At 40.2% G+C, this 22,334-nt stretch carries 16 protein-coding genes, 1 tRNA gene and 4 pseudogenes; 14 read left to right on the top strand and 7 right to left on the bottom strand.

Annotated features, from left to right (window positions below):
• Nucleotides 1–57: 57 nt before the first annotated feature.
• From tuf to rpoC, 10 genes are all read left to right on the top strand, one after another.
• Nucleotides 58–1,248 (top strand): elongation factor Tu, encoded by a 1,191-nt coding sequence (tuf, locus tag DX009_RS01850; protein WP_115082829.1) that lies wholly within the window; start codon nucleotides 58–60, stop codon nucleotides 1,246–1,248.
• 48 nt (nucleotides 1,249–1,296) lie between these two features.
• Nucleotides 1,297–1,369: transfer RNA gene (locus tag DX009_RS01845), tRNA-Trp, on the top strand.
• A gap of 15 nt (nucleotides 1,370–1,384) precedes the next feature.
• Nucleotides 1,385–1,585 carry a preprotein translocase subunit SecE gene (gene secE / locus DX009_RS01840; RefSeq protein WP_370992408.1) on the top strand — a complete coding sequence of 67 codons (201 nt, stop codon included), beginning with the start codon at nucleotides 1,385–1,387 and terminating at the stop codon, nucleotides 1,583–1,585.
• A 13-nt stretch (nucleotides 1,586–1,598) separates the two neighbouring features.
• Nucleotides 1,599–2,144 carry a transcription termination/antitermination protein NusG gene (nusG, locus tag DX009_RS01835; protein ID WP_006045675.1) on the top strand — a complete coding sequence of 182 codons (546 nt, stop codon included), beginning with the start codon at nucleotides 1,599–1,601 and terminating at the stop codon, nucleotides 2,142–2,144.
• A 46-nt stretch (nucleotides 2,145–2,190) separates the two neighbouring features.
• Nucleotides 2,191–2,631: a 50S ribosomal protein L11 gene (gene rplK, locus DX009_RS01830; RefSeq protein ID WP_115082828.1), complete on the top strand. Its 441-nt coding sequence runs from the start codon at nucleotides 2,191–2,193 to the stop codon at nucleotides 2,629–2,631.
• 21 nt (nucleotides 2,632–2,652) lie between these two features.
• On the top strand, nucleotides 2,653–3,345 hold the full coding sequence (rplA, locus tag DX009_RS01825; RefSeq protein ID WP_006045677.1) for a 50S ribosomal protein L1: 693 nt from the start codon (nucleotides 2,653–2,655) through the stop codon (nucleotides 3,343–3,345).
• 18 nt (nucleotides 3,346–3,363) lie between these two features.
• Nucleotides 3,364–3,882 (top strand): 50S ribosomal protein L10, encoded by a 519-nt coding sequence (gene rplJ, locus DX009_RS01820; protein WP_006045678.1) that lies wholly within the window; start codon nucleotides 3,364–3,366, stop codon nucleotides 3,880–3,882.
• A 55-nt stretch (nucleotides 3,883–3,937) separates the two neighbouring features.
• The gene (gene rplL, locus DX009_RS01815) at nucleotides 3,938–4,315 is read left to right on the top strand and encodes a 50S ribosomal protein L7/L12 (protein ID WP_006045679.1); all 378 of its coding nucleotides are present in this window, start codon (nucleotides 3,938–3,940) and stop codon (nucleotides 4,313–4,315) included.
• 157 nt (nucleotides 4,316–4,472) lie between these two features.
• On the top strand, nucleotides 4,473–8,282 hold the full coding sequence (gene rpoB, locus DX009_RS01810) for a DNA-directed RNA polymerase subunit beta (protein WP_115082827.1): 3,810 nt from the start codon (nucleotides 4,473–4,475) through the stop codon (nucleotides 8,280–8,282).
• 25 nt (nucleotides 8,283–8,307) lie between these two features.
• Complete coding sequence (rpoC, locus tag DX009_RS01805; protein WP_115082826.1) at nucleotides 8,308–12,672, top strand: DNA-directed RNA polymerase subunit beta'; 4,365 nt, start codon at nucleotides 8,308–8,310, stop codon at nucleotides 12,670–12,672.
• Between the two features lie 108 nt (nucleotides 12,673–12,780).
• Here rpoC and DX009_RS01800 read toward each other — a convergent pair.
• From DX009_RS01800 to DX009_RS01785, 4 genes and pseudogenes are all read right to left on the bottom strand, one after another.
• Nucleotides 12,781–13,005 (bottom strand): annotated as a pseudogene (locus DX009_RS01800) (transposase); the annotation flags it as partial.
• A gap of 117 nt (nucleotides 13,006–13,122) precedes the next feature.
• Nucleotides 13,123–14,040: an IS982 family transposase gene (locus tag DX009_RS01795; protein ID WP_115082805.1), complete on the bottom strand. Its 918-nt coding sequence runs from the start codon at nucleotides 14,038–14,040 to the stop codon at nucleotides 13,123–13,125.
• A 102-nt stretch (nucleotides 14,041–14,142) separates the two neighbouring features.
• Nucleotides 14,143–15,582 (bottom strand): annotated as a pseudogene (locus DX009_RS01790) (IS1182 family transposase); the annotation flags it as partial.
• A 488-nt stretch (nucleotides 15,583–16,070) separates the two neighbouring features.
• Nucleotides 16,071–17,063, bottom strand: coding sequence for a relaxase/mobilization nuclease domain-containing protein (locus tag DX009_RS01785; protein WP_115082824.1), 993 nt, complete (start codon nucleotides 17,061–17,063; stop codon nucleotides 16,071–16,073).
• Between the two features lie 216 nt (nucleotides 17,064–17,279).
• On the opposite strand from DX009_RS01785, the gene DX009_RS01780 reads away from it, so the two are divergent.
• Nucleotides 17,280–17,585, top strand: a complete 306-nt coding sequence (locus tag DX009_RS01780) for a helix-turn-helix domain-containing protein (protein WP_115082823.1) — start codon at nucleotides 17,280–17,282, stop codon at nucleotides 17,583–17,585.
• A 104-nt stretch (nucleotides 17,586–17,689) separates the two neighbouring features.
• Here the strand turns inward: DX009_RS01780 and DX009_RS01775 are convergent, their stop codons facing one another.
• On the bottom strand, nucleotides 17,690–18,595 hold the full coding sequence (locus DX009_RS01775) for a helix-turn-helix domain-containing protein (RefSeq protein ID WP_115082822.1): 906 nt from the start codon (nucleotides 18,593–18,595) through the stop codon (nucleotides 17,690–17,692).
• Nucleotides 18,596–18,714: 119 nt separating this feature from the next.
• Between DX009_RS01775 and DX009_RS01770 the strand changes: the two genes are divergently transcribed.
• The 3 genes and pseudogenes from DX009_RS01770 (at nucleotide 18,715) to DX009_RS01765 (ending at nucleotide 20,463) form a co-directional block, all read left to right on the top strand.
• Nucleotides 18,715–19,167: a cupin domain-containing protein gene (locus DX009_RS01770; RefSeq protein WP_115082821.1), complete on the top strand. Its 453-nt coding sequence runs from the start codon at nucleotides 18,715–18,717 to the stop codon at nucleotides 19,165–19,167.
• A gap of 12 nt (nucleotides 19,168–19,179) precedes the next feature.
• Nucleotides 19,180–19,560 (top strand): annotated as a pseudogene (locus DX009_RS13250) (MBL fold metallo-hydrolase); the annotation flags it as partial.
• Nucleotides 19,540–20,463, top strand: a complete 924-nt coding sequence (locus tag DX009_RS01765; RefSeq protein ID WP_262510428.1) for a radical SAM mobile pair protein B — start codon at nucleotides 19,540–19,542, stop codon at nucleotides 20,461–20,463. The pseudogene DX009_RS13250 and the gene DX009_RS01765, both read left to right, overlap by 21 nt.
• 219 nt (nucleotides 20,464–20,682) lie before the next feature.
• Here DX009_RS01765 and DX009_RS01760 read toward each other — a convergent pair whose 3' ends face one another.
• Nucleotides 20,683–21,087 (bottom strand): hypothetical protein, encoded by a 405-nt coding sequence (locus DX009_RS01760; protein ID WP_115082819.1) that lies wholly within the window; start codon nucleotides 21,085–21,087, stop codon nucleotides 20,683–20,685.
• Nucleotides 21,084–22,328: pseudogene (locus DX009_RS01755) on the bottom strand (tyrosine-type recombinase/integrase). Before DX009_RS01755 ends, DX009_RS01760 begins: the two are co-directional and overlap by 4 nt.
• Nucleotides 22,329–22,334 lie beyond the last annotated feature (6 nt).

The following is a 22,334-nucleotide window of genomic DNA, read 5'->3' as shown; positions in this document are numbered from 1 at the left end:
CTATTGCAGATAAGAAAGAAAAACAAAGATTATTCATTTAAAATTAAACAATAAGCTATGGCTAAAGAGACATTTCAACGTACCAAGCCGCACGTAAATATTGGTACAATTGGTCACGTAGACCACGGTAAGACTACATTGACAGCTGCCATTTCTAAGGTCCTTCACGAAAAGGGCTTCGGTACCGAAGATGTTAAGTCTTTTGATCAGATTGATAATGCACCAGAAGAAAAAGAGCGTGGTATTACTATCAACTCTGCTCACATTGAATATGAGACTGCTAAACGTCACTATGCACACGTAGACTGTCCTGGACACGCCGACTATGTAAAGAACATGGTAACTGGTGCTGCGCAAATGGACGGTGCTATCTTAGTTGTTGCAGCTACTGATGGTCCTATGCCACAAACTCGTGAGCACGTATTGCTCGCTCGTCAGGTAAACGTTCCTCGTTTGGTTGTTTTCTTGAACAAGTGTGATATGGTCGAAGATGAAGAAATGCTTGAACTTGTTGAAATGGAAGTTCGTGAAATCCTCGAGCAATATGACTTTGAAGAAGACACTCCTATCGTTCGTGGTTCTGCTCTTGGCGCATTGAACGGTGTTGATAAGTGGGTAGATAAAGTAATGGAATTAATGGACACTGTAGATGAGTGGATACAAGAACCACCACGTGCTACAGATAAACCATTCTTGATGCCTATCGAAGACGTATTCTCTATTACTGGTCGTGGTACAGTTGCTACTGGTCGTATCGAAACTGGTGTAATTCACGTTGGTGATGAAGTAGAATTGCTTGGTCTTGGTGAGGATAAGAAGTCTACAGTAACTGGTGTAGAAATGTTCCGTAAGCTTCTTGACGAAGGACGCGCTGGTGATAACGTAGGTTTGCTTCTTCGTGGTATTGATAAGGCAGAAATTAAACGTGGTATGGTACTTTGCCACCCAGGTCAGATTAAACCTTACAAGAAATTTAAAGCATCTGTATATATCTTGAAGAAAGAAGAAGGTGGTCGTCATACTCCATTCGGAAACAAGTATCGTCCTCAATTCTATCTCCGTACTATGGACTGTACAGGTGAAATAACATTGCCAGAAGGTGTTGAAATGGTAATGCCTGGTGATAATGTTGAAATTACTGTAGAACTGATTTACGCAGTAGCACTAAATCCAGGTTTGCGTTTCGCTATCCGTGAAGGTGGTCGTACTGTAGGTTCTGGTCAGATTACAGAGGTTTACGAAGATTAATTCATATACCTATAATATAAATAGATTCCCAGTAATGGGAATCTATATACGGGTTTAGCTCAGTTGGTAGAGCACTGGTCTCCAAAACCAGGTGTCGAGGGTTCGAGTCCTTCAACCCGTGCTTAAAGAAGATAATATGCTTAAAAGAATATTTTTAAAATTCTTAGAATACTGCAAGGATTGTTACAATGAACTTGCGCATAAAACGACGTGGCCAACACGTGCCGAGCTAACACATAGTGCAATGGTAGTATTATCTGCTTCCCTAGTCATTGCGCTTGTTGTGTTTGTTTTTGATTTTATATCACAGCATGTGATGGGATTTGTTTATCGCTAAAGTATTAGGGAGAATGGCTGATACAGAAAAGAAATGGTATGTACTTCGTGCAATCAGCGGTAAAGAAGCAAAGGTGAAAGAATACATTGATGCAGAATTACGGCAGAATGAGAAGTTAGCAGAACGGGTATTTGATACATTATTACCAACAGAGAGTTATGCTTCGTTGCGTAATGGTAAACGTGTCATTACTGAGAAATTAAGTCTTCCAGGTTATATACTTGTACAGGCTAATATGAACTCAGAAGTGGCATCTATACTTCGTTTTATACCTAATGTGTTAGGATTTCTTGGAGGTACTGCAGAACCAACTCCAATTCGCCAAGCTGAGATGAATCGTTTACTTGGCAGAGCAGAAGATTCTGTACTTGAAGAGGTACAAGATAACCCTTATACTGTTGGTGAGTCGGTTAAAGTGATTGATGGACCATTCAGTGGTTTCCATGGTATCATTGAAGAGGTGAATACTGAGAAACATAAACTGAAGGTTATGGTTATGATATTTGGACGACAAAATCCTTTAGAACTAAGTTTTATGCAAGTATCAAAAGAGGAATAAATGTTACGAGATTCCTCTTATATAAATCATTTAAAATAAACAAAAAATGGCTAAAGAAGTTGCTGGATTAATCAAATTACAGATTAAAGGTGGCGCTGCAAATCCTTCTCCTCCTGTAGGACCTGCTTTAGGTTCTAAGGGTATTAATATAATGGGATTTTGCAAGGAATTCAACGCCCGTACCCAGGATAAAGCTGGGAAAGTTCTTCCAGTTGTTATTACATACTATAACGATAAGTCTTTTAGCTTTGTTATAAAAACACCTCCAGCTGCTATTCAGCTGCTTGAGGTTGCAAAAGCAAAGAGTGGTTCAGGTGAACCAAATCGAAAGAAAGTCGCTTCTGTGACTTGGGAGCAAATTAGGACTATTGCTGAAGATAAAATGCCAGATCTCAATTGCTTTACAATAGAAAGCGCAATGCGACTTATTGCTGGTACAGCACGTAGTATGGGAATAACAGTAAAAGGGGACTTCCCTAATAAATAATATTAAACTTCAAAAGTAAAAATGAGTAAACTGACAAAAAATCAGAAATCAGTAGCTGAGAAGGTTGAATTAGGGAAGGCATATACTTTAACAGAAGCATCTAAACTTGTTAAAGAGATTACAACAACGAAATTTGATGCATCTGTAGATGTTGATATTCGTCTAGGTGTAGATCCACGTAAAGCAAATCAGATGGTTCGTGGTGTAGTTACATTGCCTAATGGGACTGGAAAACAAACTCGTGTGTTATGTCTTTGTACTCCTGATCAGGAATCTGCTGCTAAAGAAGCAGGTGCCGATTATGTTGGTCTTGATGAGTATATCCAAAAGATTAACGCAGGATGGACAGATGTTGATGTAATCATAACGATGCCATCTTGTATGGGTAAAGTTGGTCCTTTAGGACGTGTACTTGGTCCTCGTGGTTTAATGCCTAACCCTAAGAGCGGTACAGTTACAATGGATGTAGCGAAAGCTGTGAAAGAAGTAAAGTCTGGTAAAATAGATTTTAAAGTAGATAAGGCTGGTATTATTCATACATCAATAGGTAAGATCAGTATGTCTGCTGAACAAATCTTTGGTAACGCAAAGGAATTTATTTCAACCGTTGTAAAATTGAAACCTGCTGCTGCTAAAGGTACATATATAAAGAGTATCTTTATTTCAAGTACTATGAGTAAGGGTATCAAGATTGATCCTAAATCAGCTGAATAACTCTAAAAAGTTTGAAAGATGAAAAAAGAAGTAAAAGATACTATAATTGCTGAGATTGGTGAGAAGTTGAAAGAGTATCCACATTTTTATCTTGTGGATGTTACTGGATTAAACGCTAGTGCTACAAGTTCTCTCCGTCGGAAATGCTTTAAGAGCGAGATAAAAATGATTGTTGTTAAAAACAATCTATTACATAAAGCTTTCGAAGCTGCAGAATTAGATTACGAACCTCTTTATGGAGCTTTAAAGGGAAATACAGCAATACTATTCACACATATAGCTAATGTTCCTGCGAAGCTTCTAAAAGAATATAAGAAGGAAGGTATTCCTGCTTTAAAAGCAGCTTATGCTGAAGAATCTATGTTCATTGGAGCCGATAAGCTTGAAGAATTAGCAGCTCTTAAAAGTAAAAATGAACTTATTGCTGACGTTGTGGCTTTGTTACAATCTCCAGCAAAGAACGTTGTTTCAGCTCTCCAATCTGGGGCAAGTACAATTCACGGTGTGCTTAAGACTTTAGGCGAACGTTCTGAATAAAAGTAAAGTCAAAAAATAAAATTATAAATAGAATAAATTAAAATATAAGAATAAAATGGCAGATATTAAAGCTATTGCAGAAGAATTAGTAAATCTTACTGTTAAGGAAGTAAATGAGTTAGCAACTGTCCTCAAGGACGAGTATGGAATTGAGCCTGCTGCTGCAGCCGTAGCAGTTGCTGGTCCTGCTGCAGGTGGTGCAGCTGCTGCAGCAGAAGAAAAGACAGAATTTGACGTTGTTCTTACTGATGCTGGTGCAAACAAACTTAAGGTTGTTAAGGCTGTTAAGGAAGCTTGTGGCTTAGGTTTGAAAGATGCAAAAGACCTTGTTGATGGTGCTCCTTCTACAATTAAAGAAGGTGTAGCTAAAGCTGAAGCTGAAAACTTGAAGAAGTTGATTGAAGCAGAAGGCGCTAAGGTTGAATTGAAGTAATATTCTTCGGGAGAGAATTGCTTTTATACTTATATAAAAGCATAAATTATAAAGATATGGTTAGAATTTACCAAGTAGGTGAGTTCTAACCATTTTGTATCTTTTCTTACTTATCTATTGCTGGTGATATTATAATCGCAGCATAACTAAATATAATATGGCAACAGAGAATAAACCCAGAATAAACTTCGCCAGTGTGCAGAATCCGTATCCATATCCGGATTTTCTAGATTTACAGTTAAAGTCGTTTAAAGATTTCTTACAACTCGATACACCTCCTGAGAACCGAAAAGAAGATGGTTTATATAAGGTTTTCGTAGAGAATTTCCCTATTACTGATACGCGTAATAACTTCGTTCTTGAATTTTTGGATTACTACATAGATCCTCCACGTTATTCTATTGCAGAGTGTTTAGAACGGGGATTAACCTATAGTGTACCATTGAAAGCCAAAATGAAGCTTTATTGTACCGATCCAGAACACGAAGATTTTGGGACCTTTATCCAAGACGTATTTCTTGGTACAATTCCATATATGACAGACAATGGTACTTTTATCATTAATGGTGCTGAACGTGTTGTTGTCTCACAATTGCATCGTTCTCCAGGTGTCTTTTTTGGACAAGGAGTTCATGCAAATGGAACTGTACTTTATAGTGCGCGTATTATACCTTTTAAAGGATCATGGATTGAATTTGCTACTGATATAAATAATGTAATGTATGCTTATATTGACCGCAAAAAGAAATTGCCTGTAACAACTATGCTTCGGGCAATAGGCTTTGAGTCTGATAAGGATATATTACAGATTTTCGATCTGTGTGAAGAAATAAAGGTAAATAAGAAAAACCTGAAGGCCGCTTTAGGACGCAAGTTGGCTGGTAATGTAATGAAGAGTTGGAACGAAGATTTCGTTGATGAAGACACAGGTGAAGTTGTTTCTATTGAACGCAATGAGGTTGTTGTTGAACGTGAGACAGAAATCACTGACGAAAATCTGGATATTATTCTCGAAAGTGGCGTGTCTTCTATTCTTTTGCATAAAGACGAAAGTGTTGCCAATAAATATTCTATTATCTTTAATACGCTAGCAAAAGACCCTAGTCACTCTGAAATAGAAGCCGTTAATTATATTTACCGACAGTTGCGTAATGCTGATGCTGCCGATGATGCAAGTGCGCGCGAAGTTTTTCAGAATCTTTTCTTCTCTGATAAACGTTACGATTTAGGCGAAGTAGGACGCTATCGAATAAATAGAAAGTTGGGACTTGATACAGATATGGATGTTCGTGTTCTGACGAAAGACGATATAATCGCTATCATTAAGTATTTGATAAATCTTGTAAATTCAAATGCAACAGTTGATGATATAGACCACTTATCTAATCGTCGTGTCCGTACAGTTGGAGAACAATTGGCCAATCAGTTCTCTATTGGTTTAGCACGAATGAGTCGTACCATTCGAGAACGAATGAATGTCCGCGATAATGAAGTCTTCCAACCAACAGACTTGATTAATGCAAAAACAATCTCAAGTGTCATAAACTCCTTCTTTGGTACAAATCCATTAAGCCAATTTATGGATCAAACAAATCCATTGGCGGAAGTAACACACAAACGTCGTCTTTCTGCTTTAGGTCCAGGTGGTCTTTCTCGCGAAAGAGCAGGTTTCGAAGTTCGTGATGTTCACTATACACACTATGGTCGTTTGTGCCCTATAGAATCACCTGAAGGTCCTAACATTGGTTTGATATCTTCATTATGTCTTTATGCAAAGATTAATGATCTTGGCTTCATTGTTACTCCATACAGAAAGGTTACTAATTCAAAAGTAGATTTGAACAACGAACATGTTGTTTATATGACAGCTGAAGAAGAAGAAGATCTTCCAGTAGGACAAGGAAATGCGCCATTGAATCCAGATGGAACATTTATCCGTGATAATGTGAAGTGTCGTCAAGACGCAGATTATCCAGTTGTAGAACCAAGCCAAGTAGCTCTTATGGATGTTGCTCCACAGCAAATAGCTTCTGTATCTGCTGGATTGATTCCATTCTTAGAACATGATGATGGACACCGTGCATTGATGGGGTGTAATATGATGCGTCAAGCTGTTCCGTTGTTACATAATGATGCCCCAATTGTAGGAACAGGTTTGGAAAAACAAGTTTGTGAAGATTCCAGAACAATGGTAACAGCCGAAGGCGATGGCATTATTGATTATGTAGATGCAACAACTATCCGAATTCTCTATGATCGCACAGAAGAGGAAGAGTTTGTTAGTTTTGAACCTGCATTAAAGGAATATCGTATTTCTAAATTCCGTCGCACTAATCAAAATATGGTTGTGGACCTCCGCCCAATTTGTAATAAAGGACAGCGTGTAAAGAAAGGTGATATTCTTACAGAAGGCTATGCTACTGAGAATGGAGAATTGGCACTTGGACGAAATCTTTTAGTAGCTTATATGCCATGGAAAGGTTATAACTATGAAGATGCTGTTGTTATTTCTGAACGAATGGTGCGCGAAGATGTTCTAACTTCTGTGCATGTTGATGAATATTCTCTTGAGGTTCGTGAAACGAAGCGCGGCGTAGAAGAGTTTACATCTGATATCCCAAATGTCAGTGAAGAAGCTACAAAAGATCTTGATGAGAACGGTATTATTCGTATTGGTGCACGTGTTGAACCAGGCGATATTATGATAGGTAAAATTTCTCCAAAAGGTGAAAGCGATCCTTCACCAGAAGAGAAGTTATTGCGGGCAATTTTCGGAGATAAAGCTGGCGATGTGAAAGACTCTTCGTTGAAAGCTAATCCATCTTTGAGTGGCGTTGTTATCGATAAGAGACTATTTGCTCGTGCTATTAAGACCCGTGAAAGCAAACGACACGATAAAGCAACTTTAGTACGCCTTGATGAAGAACAAGAAGCTAAAATAAATGATTTAAAGAGTTTGCTTGTTGATAAGCTCTTAGAACTAACAGAAGATAAAGTTTCACAAGGAATTAAAGATTATTCGAATGCTGAGATTATAACTAAAGGTGCAAAATTCACAATGGCAGCTTTGAAGAATCTCGATTACGAAGGTATTCAATCTAATGGTTGGACAGACGACGAGCATACTAACTTCTTAATTCAGCAACTTATTATGAACTTCATTCGTAAGTATAAGCAGATGGATGCTGAACTTAAACGTAAGAAGTTCTCTATAACCATAGGAGACGAACTTCCATCAGGTGTATTACAGATGGCTAAAGTTTATATTGCTAAGAAGCGTAAGATTCAGGTAGGTGATAAGCTTGCCGGACGTCATGGTAATAAAGGTATTGTTTCGAAAGTTGTTCGCGTAGAAGACATGCCTTTCCTTGAAGATGGTAGAGCTGTAGACTTAGTATTAAATCCTATGGGTGTGCCATCGCGTATGAATCTTGGTCAGATTTTCGAAGCTATTCTCGGTGCTGCGGGTTATAAGCTAGGTGTTAAGTTTGCTACACCTATATTCGATGGAGCTAAACTTGCTGATCTAAAAGAATGGACCGATAAGGCTGGCTTACCTCCTATGTGTTCTACCTATATTTATGATGGAGAAACTGGTGAGCGTTTCGATCAACCTGCAACTGTGGGTATTACCTACTTCCTTAAGTTAGGACATATGGTTGAAGATAAAATGCATGCACGTAGCATCGGTCCATATTCTCTTATTACACAACAGCCATTGGGCGGTAAAGCTCAGTTTGGAGGACAACGATTTGGAGAAATGGAAGTTTGGGCAATCGAAGCATTCGGTGCCTCACATGTATTACAAGAAATACTGACAATAAAATCAGATGATGTTGTAGGGCGCTCTAAAGCCTACGAATCTATTGTCAAAGGCGAACCTATGCCAATGCCTGGCATTCCAGAGTCGTTGAATGTATTACTCCATGAACTTCGTGGTCTTGGATTAAGCATTAAACTTGATTAAATTGCACACCCAAAATTAAAAAAACATGGCTTTTAAGAAAGATAATAAAGTTAAGAGTAATTTTAACAAGATCACAATAGGATTAGCCTCTCCAGAAGAAATTCTTGAAAATTCGTTTGGAGAAGTAACCAAACCAGAAACGATTAACTATCGTACTTATAAACCTGAACGTGATGGCTTATTCTGTGAGCGTATTTTTGGTCCTACGAAAGACTATGAATGTGCTTGTGGAAAGTATAAGCGTATCCGCTATAAAGGTATCGTTTGTGATCGCTGTGGTGTAGAAGTTACAGAAAAGAAAGTACGCCGTGAGCGTGCTGGACATATCGAACTTGTAGTCCCAGTAGCGCATATTTGGTATTTCCGCAGTCTACCTAATAAAATTGGTTATTTGTTAGGTCTCCCAACTAAGAAGTTGGACAGCGTTGTATATTATGAAAAATATATTGTTGTTCAACCTGGTGTTGTTGAGAATATGAAGTACTCAGATACAGGAGAAGAAATAAATGGTTCTCATAAATTCGATCTTTTATCTGAAGATGAATACTTAGATATTCTTGATAACCGTTTACCAGAAGGTAACGAGAGATTGGATAACTCTGATCCGAAGAAATTTATTGCAAAGATGGGGGCTGAAGCTATTTACGACTTGTTAGCTAATATAGACCTCGACCGTTTAGCGGGTGAGCTTCGCGACCGTGCAACAACCGATTCTAGTCAGCAGCGCAAAACAGAAGCTTTAAAGCGATTACAAATAGTAGAAGCATTCCGTCAATCAGAAGGTATAAATCGTCCAGAATGGATGATTATGAAGATTATACCAGTTACCCCTCCAGAACTTCGTCCATTAGTACCACTTGATGGAGGACGTTTTGCAACTTCTGATTTGAACGACCTTTATCGTCGTGTAATCATTCGTAATAATCGTTTGAAGCGCCTTATTGAGATAAAAGCACCAGACGTTATTCTCCGTAACGAAAAACGAATGTTGCAAGAGGCAGTAGATTCTTTGTTCGATAATAGCCGTAAGTCTTCTGCTGTTAAAAGCGAAAGCAATCGCCCTTTAAAATCTTTATCAGACTCTCTCAAAGGTAAACAAGGACGCTTCCGTCAAAACCTTCTTGGTAAGCGTGTAGACTATTCTGCTCGTTCTGTTATTGTTGTAGGACCAGAGCTGAAGATGGGCGAATGTGGTCTACCTAAACTTATGGCAGCCGAACTTTATAAACCATTCATTATACGCAAACTCATTGAACGAGGTATTGTGAAGACCGTAAAGAGCGCCAAAAAGATTGTAGACCGTCGCGAACCTGTTATTTGGGATATCTTGGAAAATGTAATGAAGGGACACCCAGTTCTTCTCAACCGTGCTCCTACCCTTCACCGTCTTGGTATACAAGCTTTCCAACCTAAACTTATTGAAGGAAAAGCTATCCAGTTACACCCATTGGCTTGTACTGCATTTAATGCCGACTTCGATGGAGACCAGATGGCTGTTCACCTCCCATTAAGCAATGAGGCTATTCTCGAGGCACAAATATTAATGCTCCAGAGCCACAATATATTAAATCCTGCTAACGGTGCACCTATTACGGTTCCTTCGCAAGATATGGTATTAGGTCTCTACTACATCACTAAGATTCGTCCAGGGGCTAAAGGAGAAGGGCTATGTTTCTATGGTGCCGAAGAAGCAATTATTGCTCATAACGAAGGACATTGCGACCTCCATGCACAGGTAAAGGTTATTGTCGATGACCTCGTTGATGGTAAACTTCAGAAACGAATGGTAGAAACTTCTGTTGGTCGAATCATTGTTAATCAGATTATTCCAACAGAAGTAGGCTATTTCAATGGTATTATTTCTAAGAAATCGCTACGCGGATTGATTGCAGATGTTATCAAATCTGTTGGTATGGCACGTGCATGTGCTTTCCTTGATGGTATCAAAAATCTTGGTTACCGTATGGCTTATACTGCAGGTCTTTCATTCAACTTGGACGATATAATTGTACCAAGCGAGAAAGTTGATATTGTAGGTAAGGGACAGTCTGAGGTCGATCAGGTTAAGGCTAATTACGAAATGGGATTCATTACCGATAAGGAACGTTATAACCAGGTAATTGATGCGTGGACTCACGTAAACAACAACCTGAAAGCAAGCGTAATGAAACACATGACTGAGGCTGACCAAGGTTTTAACGCTGTTTATATGATGCTTGACTCTGGTGCTCGTGGTTCTGCAGACCAGATTGCACAGCTTGCTGGTATGCGTGGGTTGATGGCAAAACCTCAAAAAGCAGGTGCTGAGGGTGCACAGATTATAGAAAACCCTATTCTTTCAAACTTTAAGGAAGGTATGTCTGTGCTCGAATATTTTATTTCTTCACACGGTGCTCGTAAAGGTCTTGCCGATACGGCTATGAAAACTGCCGATGCAGGATATCTAACTCGCCGTTTGGTAGACGTTTCCCATGATGTTATTATAACAGAAGAAGACTGTGGATCGCTTCGCGGACTTGAATGTCGAGCATTGAAGAGTGGAGACGAAGTTATTGCTTCTCTTTACGAACGCATTCTCGGTCGTGTATCTGTACACGATGTTATTAATCCTTCTACGGGTGAGATAATAGTTGCTGCGGGCGAAGAAATTACAGAGGCTAAAGCAAAAGCTATTGACGAATCTCCGCTCGAAATGATTGAAATTCGTTCTGTACTTACCTGCGAGAGCAAACGTGGTGTATGTAAAAAGTGTTATGGTCGCAACTTAGCTACAGCTCGTATGGTACAGATGGGGGAAGCGGTCGGAGTTATCGCAGCACAGGCTATTGGAGAGCCTGGAACACAGCTTACACTTCGTACATTCCACGCTGGTGGTATTGCTTCTAATGCTGCAGCCAATGCATCTATCATTGCGAAGAACGATTGCAAAATTGAATTCGATGAACTTCGTACAGTTCCATTTGTTGACGATGAAGATCGCGAATGTCAAAAAGTTGTAAGTCGCTTGGCAGAAATTCGCTTTATTGATATCAATACTGGTATTGTTCTCTTAACGGAAGGTATCCCTTATGGAAGTTCTCTCTATTTTAAGAGTGGAGATAAAGTAAAGAAAGACGACCTTATTTGCCGTTGGGACCCATTCAATGCTGTCATTGTTAGCGAATATTCTGGCGTACTTCGTTTGCACGATGTTGTAGAGGGAGCTACTTATAAAGCTGAAACCGACGATGCAACAGGACTTACCGAACGCATCATTACAGAATCGCGCGATAAATCGCTTGTTCCTACTGTTGATGTTGTGCGTGCAGGTGCTAAAAAAGGTGCTGGCGGGCAGTATGCTCCAGAAGATGTGTTTGGTACTTACAACCTTCCTGTTGGTGGACACTTAGAGCAAATAGTTCAAGATGGAGCAGAAATTACTACAGGTACAACGCTTGTTAAGATTCCACGCTCTGTAGGTGGTGCCGGCGATATTACAGGTGGTTTACCACGTGTAACCGAACTATTCGAGGCACGTAATCCATCTAACCCAGCTGTAGTTTCCGAAATTGATGGTGAAGTTACAATGGGCAAAGTGAAACGTGGTAATCGCGAAATAATCGTTACATCTAAAACCGGCGATCAACGGAAATATCTCGTTAGTTTGTCAAAACAGATTCTTGTTCAAGAACACGATGCTGTGAGAGCAGGAACTCCGCTTTCTGATGGTATCATAACACCTGCCGATATTCTTTCTATTAAAGGCCCTACGGCTGTACAAGAATATATTGTAAACGAAGTACAAGACGTTTATCGTCTACAAGGTGTGAAGATTAACGATAAACACTTCGAAATTATCGTTCGTCAAATGATGCGCAAAGTGCGAATTGACGACTCTGGCGATACTACTTTCCTCGAACAAGAGCTAGTTGATAAGCTCGACTTCTTAGAAGAGAACGACCGCATTTGGGGTAAAAAGGTTGTTACCGACCCAGGAGATTCTGAATATTGCTATAAAGGACAGATTCTTTCTGTACGTAAATTGCGTGATGAAAACTCTAATCTTAAACGCCGCGACTTAAAACTCGTTCAGGTGCGCGATGCTGTTCAAGCCACTGCAACACAGATGTTGCAAGGTATTACACGCGCGGCGCTTGGCACAAAGAGCTTTATGTCAGCTGCTTCGTTCCAAGAAACAACTAAAGTTCTTAATGAGGCTGCAATTCGTGGTAAGAGTGATACGCTCGAGGGAATGAAAGAAAACGTTATTTGTGGACACCTCATTCCAGCGGGTACAGGTCTTCGTCAGTGGCAAAAGCTTATAGTTGGCTCTCAAGAAGAACATATACGCTTAGAAGCTAATAAGAAAAGCATTATAGACTTCTCTGACAAAGAGAATGCTAAAGCTTAAAACAAGACTTATAAGTTACAATTATAACGAGGGTGTGTCAAAATTGATACATCCTCTTTTTTACTCTCCCTTTACCTTGTCTACCACATAATTCGTTATTTACTGCAGCTATGCTGCTAATTTCATATAAAATGATTTATAGGGCTTTAAATAACCTATATAAACTTGTATAAAGCATCTGAAGGTGACTAAAAGTACCTCCATAATGTCTTTTAGTTCCTTGAGATTGGTTTTTCTACACATTTTCCCTATGTTAAAGGCTATAGCAAAGAAGGCAAAGTCCATATTGACCTTGTCTTTTCCAAAATGCCTAAACCTCTTATAGGCTTTATTAACCTGAACTCGGGATAAGTTTCTTTTTATTACTCTAATTTATTTATCCTAAAACCCATTTAGCCTCAATCGTCTTAGATTGAGGCTACTCCTTTTTATCAAAAACAAACTGTTTTTTTAGAACAAAGAAAGTTGACCGTTGTGTTGTTCTATGCAGAAATCTAAATTGACTTCAGGTTTCTTTTCAAAGAAGCTATATGCAGCCATTGCTGATAATACATTCATAGCAAAATTAAGTACACTTCTATGTCTAGAGTGGACCAATTGTGCTACATTTTTCAGTTCGTCATTGATAGTTTCAATTACAGATCTTTTTCTTAAAAGCAGTCTATCATATATTGGGATTAACTTGTTTTTCATATTACTTCTTATACCTGTTACCAAGTTAATGCCATCATTGAATAATTTTTCAAATAGTCCCTTAGAGATGTATCCTTTATCGGCAAATAATTTTCCAAAAACATTATCAGTCAGCCTATTAAAGACATTCTCATCTCTATCATCTACATTGGCTTTGGTAAGCATAAAGTTGAGAATTTCCCCTCGTTCATTGCATATAAGGTGCAGTTTAAATCCAAAATACCAACCCATTGTGCTTTTGCCTCTGGTAGCATAATCCTTAAAAACCTTATTGCGGTAAATACGTTTATTATGGCAGACTGGGATACAGGTAGAGTCAATAAAGCTAATACCAGTACATCTGCCAAAACAACATATTTGCAAGAACATCATCATTTCTACCGAAACTCTAGCTTCAAGCTCCAAAAAACGATTATAGGATAACAGATGAGGAAACATATCTGCAAGATGCTCCTTGATAAAGAACATATAATAATGTTGAAAGTTACGATAAGAATTAAAATGAAAACAGATCATTATGGTTATGATTTCTGACTTGCTCATACGCCATTTACGAAGGCGATGCTTACACTTGGTATCATTAGGAAGCCCTATTTTATCAATTTCTGACTCAAATTCTTTGCAAAAGTCATCTGCAATACAAAAGATTTCGGTAATTTTGTCTTTGGTAATCATCGCTATATTAATTGTAAGTTATTGATTTTCAACTATAAAGTTACAAAAATATAACGAGATTACCAACTTTTTTGAGTATTATTCTTATCCCGAGTTCAGGTTATTATATTTTGTTTGTCCAAAAACAGCTTCAGGTTCTATGCACCTTCGTCCTCGATGCTTGATGCCTTCTTCCGAGGTCAGTAGTTCCCGTGCCTTTTGTTTATAGTGCTGTAGTTGATGATTTACTTCTATAATTCTGTTCCCTCTTGCCTTAAAACATGAGCCTCTCAAGGGACAACTATCACAGCGTTCTGCCTGATAACGTACGCTGTAAGTAACGAATCCATTAGAGGTTAGGGAACGCTTCATACCTATACGCTTCATATGCTGTCCCATAGGGCAGACGTAGAAATCCTGTTCCTTATTATAATAAAGGCTTGCGGGACTGAATGGGTTAGGTGTGTAGCGTGGACGCTGCTCTTTATGGAAGTAGTTATACTTCACATAGGCTTCCATATTATGTACGTCCATGAACAGATAGTTCTCCTCGGAGCCATACCCCGAATCGGCTACGACTGTCTTGGCATAACGATGATAGCGTAATTTGAAAGACTCCAAGAAAGAAGAAAGTGTGAGCGTGTCTGTACGATTAGCATAGAGTGCAAAGTCGGTGATGAACTGGTTCTCCGTTGCTATCTGCAGATTATATCCAGGCTTAGTCTGTCCGTTCCGCATAGCATCCTCCTTCATGTGCATAAACGTGGCATCAGGGTCGGTCTTGCTGTAGGAGTTTCTCTCTCTCATAACCTCAAGGTGTTGGTCATACTCCTGGAGTTTATTACGTTTCTTCTCAAGCTCTTTAAGCTGTTTTTTCTTGGTTCTAACAGCCTGCTTCTCTTCTTTTGTCTTAGGCTCAGGGGCTGATTCCAAAGACTTGTTCAATTCCTTGGATATCTCATCGAGTAGAGCTGCAGTAAACTCGACACCTTCTGTCTTAGCGGCATTGTCCTGCGCTATGACATCATCAACCTGAAGCAAAAGTGTGCGTATTTGTTCCTGCAACTTGGCGCGGTTCTTTTCCACGGTTCTCTTCCAAACGAAGGTATACTTGTTGGCTTTCGATTCTATCTTTGTGCCGTCAATATATTCAACGTCAAGACTTATCAAACCTTTGGCTGCAAGTACTAATACGACTTGTGTAAAGATATTGTTGATTTCCTTTTTCACACGATTACGAAAACGATTGATGGTAATAAAATCAGGCTGCTCATATCCTGCCAGATAGATGAAATGAATGTCACGCTTGAGAAGCGACTCTATGCGACGGCAGGAATAGATATTATTCATATAGGCGTAAAGAATCACCTTGAGCATCATTTGTGGATGATAAGGCTTGCGACCACTGGGCTTATAAAGCTTGTAGACATTATCCAACATAAGATTATCCACCAAGGCGTCTAAAAGACGAACAGGGTCGTCTTCTGCGATATCCTTATCAATTCTTTGAGGAAAAAGAATCATTTTCTTGTGTATGTAAGAACGAAAGTGTATCTTTGTCATAATGAGATTTTTTTAATGCCTAAAGGTACAAAAACTTTAGGAAATAGCAAAGCCCTGGCTTGAGAAAGTCGGGGCTTTGTGCATAAAAAGAGGATGTGTACATTTTGACACACCCTCGTTATTGTTTTCCTCTACTAGATAGACAAAGAGATAGCACCGCAATGGACAAATTGTTAGACAACATACTTTTAAGAAAATATGTGAGATAGGTGGAAAGAAAAACAGCAAGGTGAATGCATAATAAGCTCTGCATAACATTCTTTCATCAATTATATGTATCCGTAACATTCGTATAAGTAATAAATAATATTACTTACACATAAGTAAAGTTTTACTTACACGTAAATAATATATTACTTACACGTAAATAAAGTTTTATTTACACGTAAGTAAAACTATATAATAAGTGTCTAAGTAATGCAGAAGGCGGATGTAAATGCAACGGAAGCATTGAGAAATTAAACTCAAACATATCGGTAGAGCCTTCGCTACCATGCTGTCTCGGCATAATCATCACCGTGTGTCTGTGGGTTGATTAACCCGCCTGCTCCAGAAATGATTTCTTCGGCTGCACTTAAGGCAGTACTTGCCACATTGCCTACGGCTTGTGCAATAGATGAACTTTTATTTGTGTTGGCAGGTGACGTATAGGAGCGGTTGGGAGGAACGAGTTGATAACCTGTATGGGATTGAGTTCTGTTCTTTTCCGGCTCATCTTCCATTGCCGTAACTTTCTTTGGCTCTGTCGTGTTACTTATCTCAAAGTTCTTCTGCAAGGAATGGTAACCGAACTCACTGCCGATTTCAGATGCCTTAAAAGTCTGTCCACTGTATGCGAACTTCAAGCCATAGATCTTGCCCTGCTTGTTTTTCAAACGTTCAATGGTTGCGCCACTCTTGCTGAGGTCGTAGAGGAACATGGAATGCCCTGTGATGCCTGAGCCTTTGTATTGGTTGAGCAAGGCGTAGCAGATTTTCCGTACCTGCTGCTTGGTTTGCTCTCTCGTTGGATTGGCTTTTGCTTTCTGATGTGCCTTCTCTACCTTTATTTCCTTTGTAATGGTCATACCATATTTACGACTGATGTCCTTCGCCACCCTTGCAGCCTTGTTACTCACAAAAGTAGTGTCATAGACTTCTCCATACAGGCTGATACGGTTGGCGATGATATGAATGTGTATGTTGCCGGTATCCTTGTGCGTTACCGCCCCCCATTGATGGCTGGCAAGTCCCATGCGTATTGCAAAGTTTGACGCAAGGTTACGGACGGATGCAAGACCCAATCTTTTCTCATCTTGTGGTGCAATGCCTATTTCGATACGTAGGAATTTGTTCCTGCACCGCGTGTTGTAATCGCTCACCATCTTCATTTCCTCGTAAACCTCCTTTGGCGTAGTACCACAGAGATTGTGAAAGAGAAGCGCTTTGCCGAGTTTTCCCTCTCGGAAAATATACTCCAGTACATTGCTGCCATCGGGCAGTCTTGCTGTTGAATCTGTTCATATAAAAGTCCTCTTTTCGTTGTTGCTTAATTCCTGATGGCTGACCGATGAGAACGGAGTGATTACGGTCTAACCTCCCCGATAGTCTGATGAGGGGAGCTGGGCGCAGTTTGAGGGTACAAACTGACGTCTTGCAATGCTACCCAATAGGCCGTTTACGCATAAAGCATCTTTCTGCTCTAAAAACAGCAGAATATAATGGAAATGGCAAAAGATTTGAATATGGAGAACGACGAGATGCAGCTGGTTGTCTCGGCACTAAGAAGTGTGGGAAAAAGAATTGTGGAAGTAGCAGAGACGCACAAGCCACTCTTTGCCGGAGAGCTTTTCCTTACGGGAAAGGAAGTGTGCGAGCGGTTGTATATCAGTCCCCGTACCTTGCAGGACTACCGAGACAGGAAGATTATTCCCTACACGCAGTTTGCAGGAAAGATACTCTACAAGGCTTCGGACTTGGAGAAGATACTGGAGGAGAATTACAAGAGTTGGCGAACAGGATAAAGGCAATAAGCGTATATTGGTGAATGGATAACGGCACTTGAGCAGAGATATATCTGTTTCAAGTGCCGTTCGTTTATTGGTAAGTTCTTCGTTTAATCATTTTTCTATTCTGCGGTAAACTGTTGTCCTTTATATTCTTCTTTAAACTCCGTAACCGTCTGTCCTGTTTGTTTTTTGAAGAAACGCATTAAATGTCCCGGCTCCGAGAAATTGAATTCGTATGCCAATTCACTGGTAGTTTTGTCAGTAAATAGTATTTCATTCTTGATTTCTGCAAGCAGACGTTGTTTCAGCAGATGTACGGCCGTTTGCCCATATTGTGCCTGTACAGAAGCATTCAATGTGATGCGGCTGATGTTCAGCATGGCTGCATAGTCGGCCACTTGTTGGTATTGGCGAATATGCTTCTCTAAGAGTTGTTTGAACTCAAAGGCATGGTGGTTCTTGGGGGCATCAAAAGGCAGATGGTATTGAGCAGAATACCTACGATTAAGGGTCATGAGCAGATAATGAAGCAAGGATACAATGATGTGATAGCTGTCGGCAAGAGGATGGTTGAGTTCTTCTTTTATCCGCACAAGCAAACGCTCGTATTCTTGTTGTTCCATAGCTGTAGCCGACAGATAGGGTGGGAAATCTGTTTGGTAGCAATAAAGCAAACGATAAGTAAAGAAAGGATCGGCAAGATAGGTTGAAAGAAAATCATCACGGAAAATAAGGAAACGATAATCCATTTGGCTTTCATCAATGTGCCACTCCTGATGGATGTGCGGTGAAAGTATCAGCACCATATTGTCTTTCAACGCGATATGTTGAAAGCCATAACGCAGCCACCCGGATGCTTTCCTGAAGAAAAACAACTCGAAGAAGTTGGTTTTGAAAGACGGATACTCCATCAATACGCCCCGCAAACGCTCGTGCGTATCGGTATTGATGTTGAAGTCTACACCACATTCCGTTTTGCTGAAAGGAACTTGTGTAAGTTCTTGGGGGTGATTCTCTAATTTCATGCAACAAATGTACGAATAATTAATGGCTTATCAAAATGGTAGAGCATATATTATTAATGGTAGAATGTGTCTTTGTTTTATGCACTACCTTTGCACTCGTAATCAAAACAAATAGCATTATGAAAGAAATTAAAAATGTAGAAAAAGGTGAGAACTTCACCACGGTGAACGTAGGTAAGTTGAATGAAATTAAGGAATATGAGTTGGCTATGGGCAATTTCTCTATCCCAGGAAAGGTGTTTGCCGGACATGCACTACAAGCAACAGGCGCAGAATTGTCTTTCCAAAGTCTTGCAGCTGGGCAGGATTATGGCACACGCCATGCCCATAAAACCCATGAAGAACTTTATTTCATTCTTAAAGGTGACGGAATTTTCGATGTAGACGGCAAACGATTTCCCGTTTCAGAAGGAAGCATCGTGAGAATTGCGCCCAATGGCAAACGTGCTTTCAAGAACACAGGCAGCAGCGAAATGCTCGTGCTTTGCGTACAATATAAGGCAAATTCGTTCTCTGATGATGATGAACCTCTGAAAGATGGTATTATGTTGGAAGCCAATGTTAAACTTTAATTTTAATAAACAATGAATATTCAGCAAGTAAGAAACGCAACGATAATCGTTGAATATGGGGGAAAGAAAATTCTGATCGACCCCATGTTGGGAAAGAAAGGCTGCATGCCTCCTTTCCCCTTTAGTAGAAATCAACACCTGCGCAACCCACTTCATGAACTACCTTTTCCCGTAGAAGAGGTGTTAAAAGGTGTAGATGCGGTGTTGCTTACCCATTTGCACGATGACCATATCGATGAGGCGGCTTATGAAATTATACTTAAAGATATGCGATTTTTTGTGCAAGACGAAAACGATCGGCAGGTGGTAATGTCGCATGGATTTAATCATGTGGAAGTTGTCGGTGACAATACAAGGGTTGGGGAAGTGAGCATACAAAAGGCTGAGAGCCAGCATGGTAATACACTCATTGGAACGAAAGAGGTGCGTGGCATCATGACCAAGTCCAACCTCCCTGTTGGTGGCTATTCGGTGAATCCATACGTGGGGTGCACCCATGCTTGCAAGTATTGTTACGCCTCATTCATGAAGCGCTTCACAGGACATAAAGAAGAATGGGGCACTTTCTTAGACGTGAAGCATTGGACTGCAATCAAGAATCCGAAGAAATATGCCGGACAACGCGTGGTTATTGGATCAGTGACCGATGGGTATAATCCCGAAGAAGCAACGTTCCGTAGGACACGTAAACTGCTTGAAGAGCTCAAAGACAGCGATGCAGAAATACTCATTTGTACAAAGAGCGACCTCGTGTTGCGCGATCTTGACCTGCTCCGGCAAATGAAGAAAGTCACCGTATCGTGGTCAGTCAACACACTTGATGAGACATTTCGTGCCGACATAGACAAGGCCGTGAGCATAGAGCGGCGCATCGCAGCCATGCGAAAGGTCTACGAGGCGGGCATCCGAACCATTTGTTTTGTGTCGCCCATCTTCCCTGGCATCACCAATTTCAAAGCTATTTTTCATGAAGTGAAAGATATTTGCGACCTCTTTTGGCTTGAGAACCTCAATCTGCGGGGTGGTTTTAAGGCCAACATTATGGGTTATATCAAATCACACTATCCCCATTTGTTCCCACTTTATGAAGAAATCTATTTGCATAAAGACCGAACATATTGGAAGCAATTGGAGCAAGAGGCCGCGAAAATGGCACAGGAGGCTCAATGTAAGTATGTGGATAATGAATTGCCTTACGAACGAAGTCCCAAAGGACATCCCTCGATAGTGAATTATCTTTATCACGAAGAAATCAGAGGGTCAGGAAATACGGGTAAAAGGAATGTTATGCAATAAAACAGATGCGTATCTCTACTGTTGATAGACTACTTGGAGAATAACTACTTATAAGGCTTTCGGTATACTTGAAAGCCTCAAAAACATAGTTGTGTGTAGTTAGACGGTAGTAATAACCATTCCTACTTTCTGACTACAATACCAACCCTTTCTCTTTCATTGTATTATCCCTTTTTGTAGTAATGTAGTAGGATAATATCGGTGAAAGAGAAAAGTATATCAATTGATACTGTCACTGCAGTGTAGGTATATCTGCTCCACTACAGGTAAAGGGCGTTGTAGCTCTCGACAGAGGTGTTTTCTGAACAAATGGGCTTCCATGCTGTCCAATTGATAAGACAAAGCGATGATGATAGTAAGCGGATAAAGCAAGGCATAACCTTTTAACTGTCCATTTACGAACACTTCCACCTCCCCTATATTCCTTTCCTCGGGATGTAGGGAAAATATTTTGAGGAGTAGTTGCAATTGATAATTGAGCTTCTTCCATATTACATTAAAGAAATCTACGAGTTCACTCTCTGTCATGGCTATATCACCTTTGCCTTTGCGAATGATTTGCATATTGTCGCTCCATTCAAAATAGCTGCGGTCTCTTTTTGTTTGATGGTGATTGATGTTCATATTGCTTCCTCCTTTGCTTTCTCCTTTTGATATTTTCTTATCAGCCTGTCCATATCCTTTGAAATCTTGTTGTCCGTTACCTGCGCATAAATCTGCGTGCTTGATATGGAGGCATGCCCCATCATCTTGGCTATACTCTCAATAGGTATTCCTGCGCTTAGGCTCATCGTACCGAAGGTATGACTTGCAACATGGTACGACAATCTCTGTCTGATACCGCAAGCCTTACCCACAATACTCAGCTTTGCACTCATCACGCTACGGCTGCAAGTACAGTAAAAGATAAAGTCGTTACCTTTTTCTTTCACCGTCTGCATTTCTTTCATACAGGGTTGCTCTTCCTTACATTGATTGATGATGGCCTCCGCTATCGGGTGCAGGGGCACAATAAACTCCACCTTTGTCTTCTACCTTTCTTGACGGATATATTTCTGTCCGTCTGCTGCCGTTTGGATATGCCTGTATTCCAAATTTTCCATATCAGCGATAGCCATACCTGTGAAGCATGAAAAGACAAACATCAGCCGTGCCAACTCTGCTTCCCTGTCATTCATCCTCATTGCCATAAGTTTCATTACATCACTCTTTTGCAGGAAGCGTATCTTCTTTTCCTCCTTCTCATACTTGGCGTTCTCAAAGGAATTGCAGCGGATAATCCTGCTGCTCACCGCACGAAACATCAGTCGGCTCAGCCAACAGAGATTGGTATTGACTGTCGATGCTTTCAGCCCACGCTTTTTTAGGAAGAAACGGTATTCCTCGAACAAACTCTCCGTAATGGTGGCGATAGATATGTCTTGTACTCCTTTGTTTTCGATAAAATATCGGAGATTTTTATCAGAATAGTAAAGGTTCAGAAAAGTCCCCTCTGCCCTTGACTTGCCCACGCTCTCTTGGACGGATTGTAGTTCCGCCTTACTCATGGCAAGGAGCGATGTCGGATTGGTAGCTATACCTTGCAGGTGGTTCTTGATAAGTTCCACACTTACCACTCCTTCCCTCGTCAGCATGTCCCGATAGGTTTTTTCTATCAATTCCCTGAACTCGCTGATTCTTTGATTGGTCTTCTTGTCAGTCGTCAACCCCTGTTTGCTGTTCCACCCGGAGACTTTACACTTTTCTCCTGTGGTAATGGCGGTGCTCTTTCCGTCTATGGTGATACGGCAGAGAATAGCGGTCTTGCCGTCTGCTTTTATTTTCTTTCTGTTGATGTAAAACAATATCTTGAATGTACTTCTCATAAAAAA

The sequence above is a fragment of the Prevotella pallens genome (assembly GCF_900454935.1).
Lineage (GTDB): Bacteria > Bacteroidota > Bacteroidia > Bacteroidales > Bacteroidaceae > Prevotella > Prevotella pallens.
The sequence above is the reverse complement of the archived record's forward strand: the minus strand, read 5'-3'. Positions and strand labels throughout refer to the sequence as shown.

Excerpts from the sequence above, each read along its gene's own strand:
- tuf (WP_115082829.1), top strand. The coding sequence starts at position 58 with ATGGCTAAAGAGACATTTCAACGTACCAAGCCGCACGTAAATATTGGT.
- secE (WP_370992408.1), top strand. The coding sequence starts at position 1,385 with ATGCTTAAAAGAATATTTTTAAAATTCTTAGAATACTGCAAGGATTGT.
- nusG (WP_006045675.1), top strand. The coding sequence starts at position 1,599 with ATGGCTGATACAGAAAAGAAATGGTATGTACTTCGTGCAATCAGCGGT.
- rplK (WP_115082828.1), top strand. The coding sequence starts at position 2,191 with ATGGCTAAAGAAGTTGCTGGATTAATCAAATTACAGATTAAAGGTGGC.
- rplA (WP_006045677.1), top strand. The coding sequence starts at position 2,653 with ATGAGTAAACTGACAAAAAATCAGAAATCAGTAGCTGAGAAGGTTGAA.
- rplJ (WP_006045678.1), top strand. The coding sequence starts at position 3,364 with ATGAAAAAAGAAGTAAAAGATACTATAATTGCTGAGATTGGTGAGAAG.
- rplL (WP_006045679.1), top strand. The coding sequence starts at position 3,938 with ATGGCAGATATTAAAGCTATTGCAGAAGAATTAGTAAATCTTACTGTT.
- rpoB (WP_115082827.1), top strand. The coding sequence starts at position 4,473 with ATGGCAACAGAGAATAAACCCAGAATAAACTTCGCCAGTGTGCAGAAT.
- rpoC (WP_115082826.1), top strand. The coding sequence starts at position 8,308 with ATGGCTTTTAAGAAAGATAATAAAGTTAAGAGTAATTTTAACAAGATC.
- DX009_RS01795 (WP_115082805.1), bottom strand. The coding sequence starts at position 14,040 with ATGATTACCAAAGACAAAATTACCGAAATCTTTTGTATTGCAGATGAC.
- DX009_RS01775 (WP_115082822.1), bottom strand. The coding sequence starts at position 18,595 with ATGAAATTAGAGAATCACCCCCAAGAACTTACACAAGTTCCTTTCAGC.
- DX009_RS01770 (WP_115082821.1), top strand. The coding sequence starts at position 18,715 with ATGAAAGAAATTAAAAATGTAGAAAAAGGTGAGAACTTCACCACGGTG.
- DX009_RS01760 (WP_115082819.1), bottom strand. The coding sequence starts at position 21,087 with ATGAACATCAATCACCATCAAACAAAAAGAGACCGCAGCTATTTTGAA.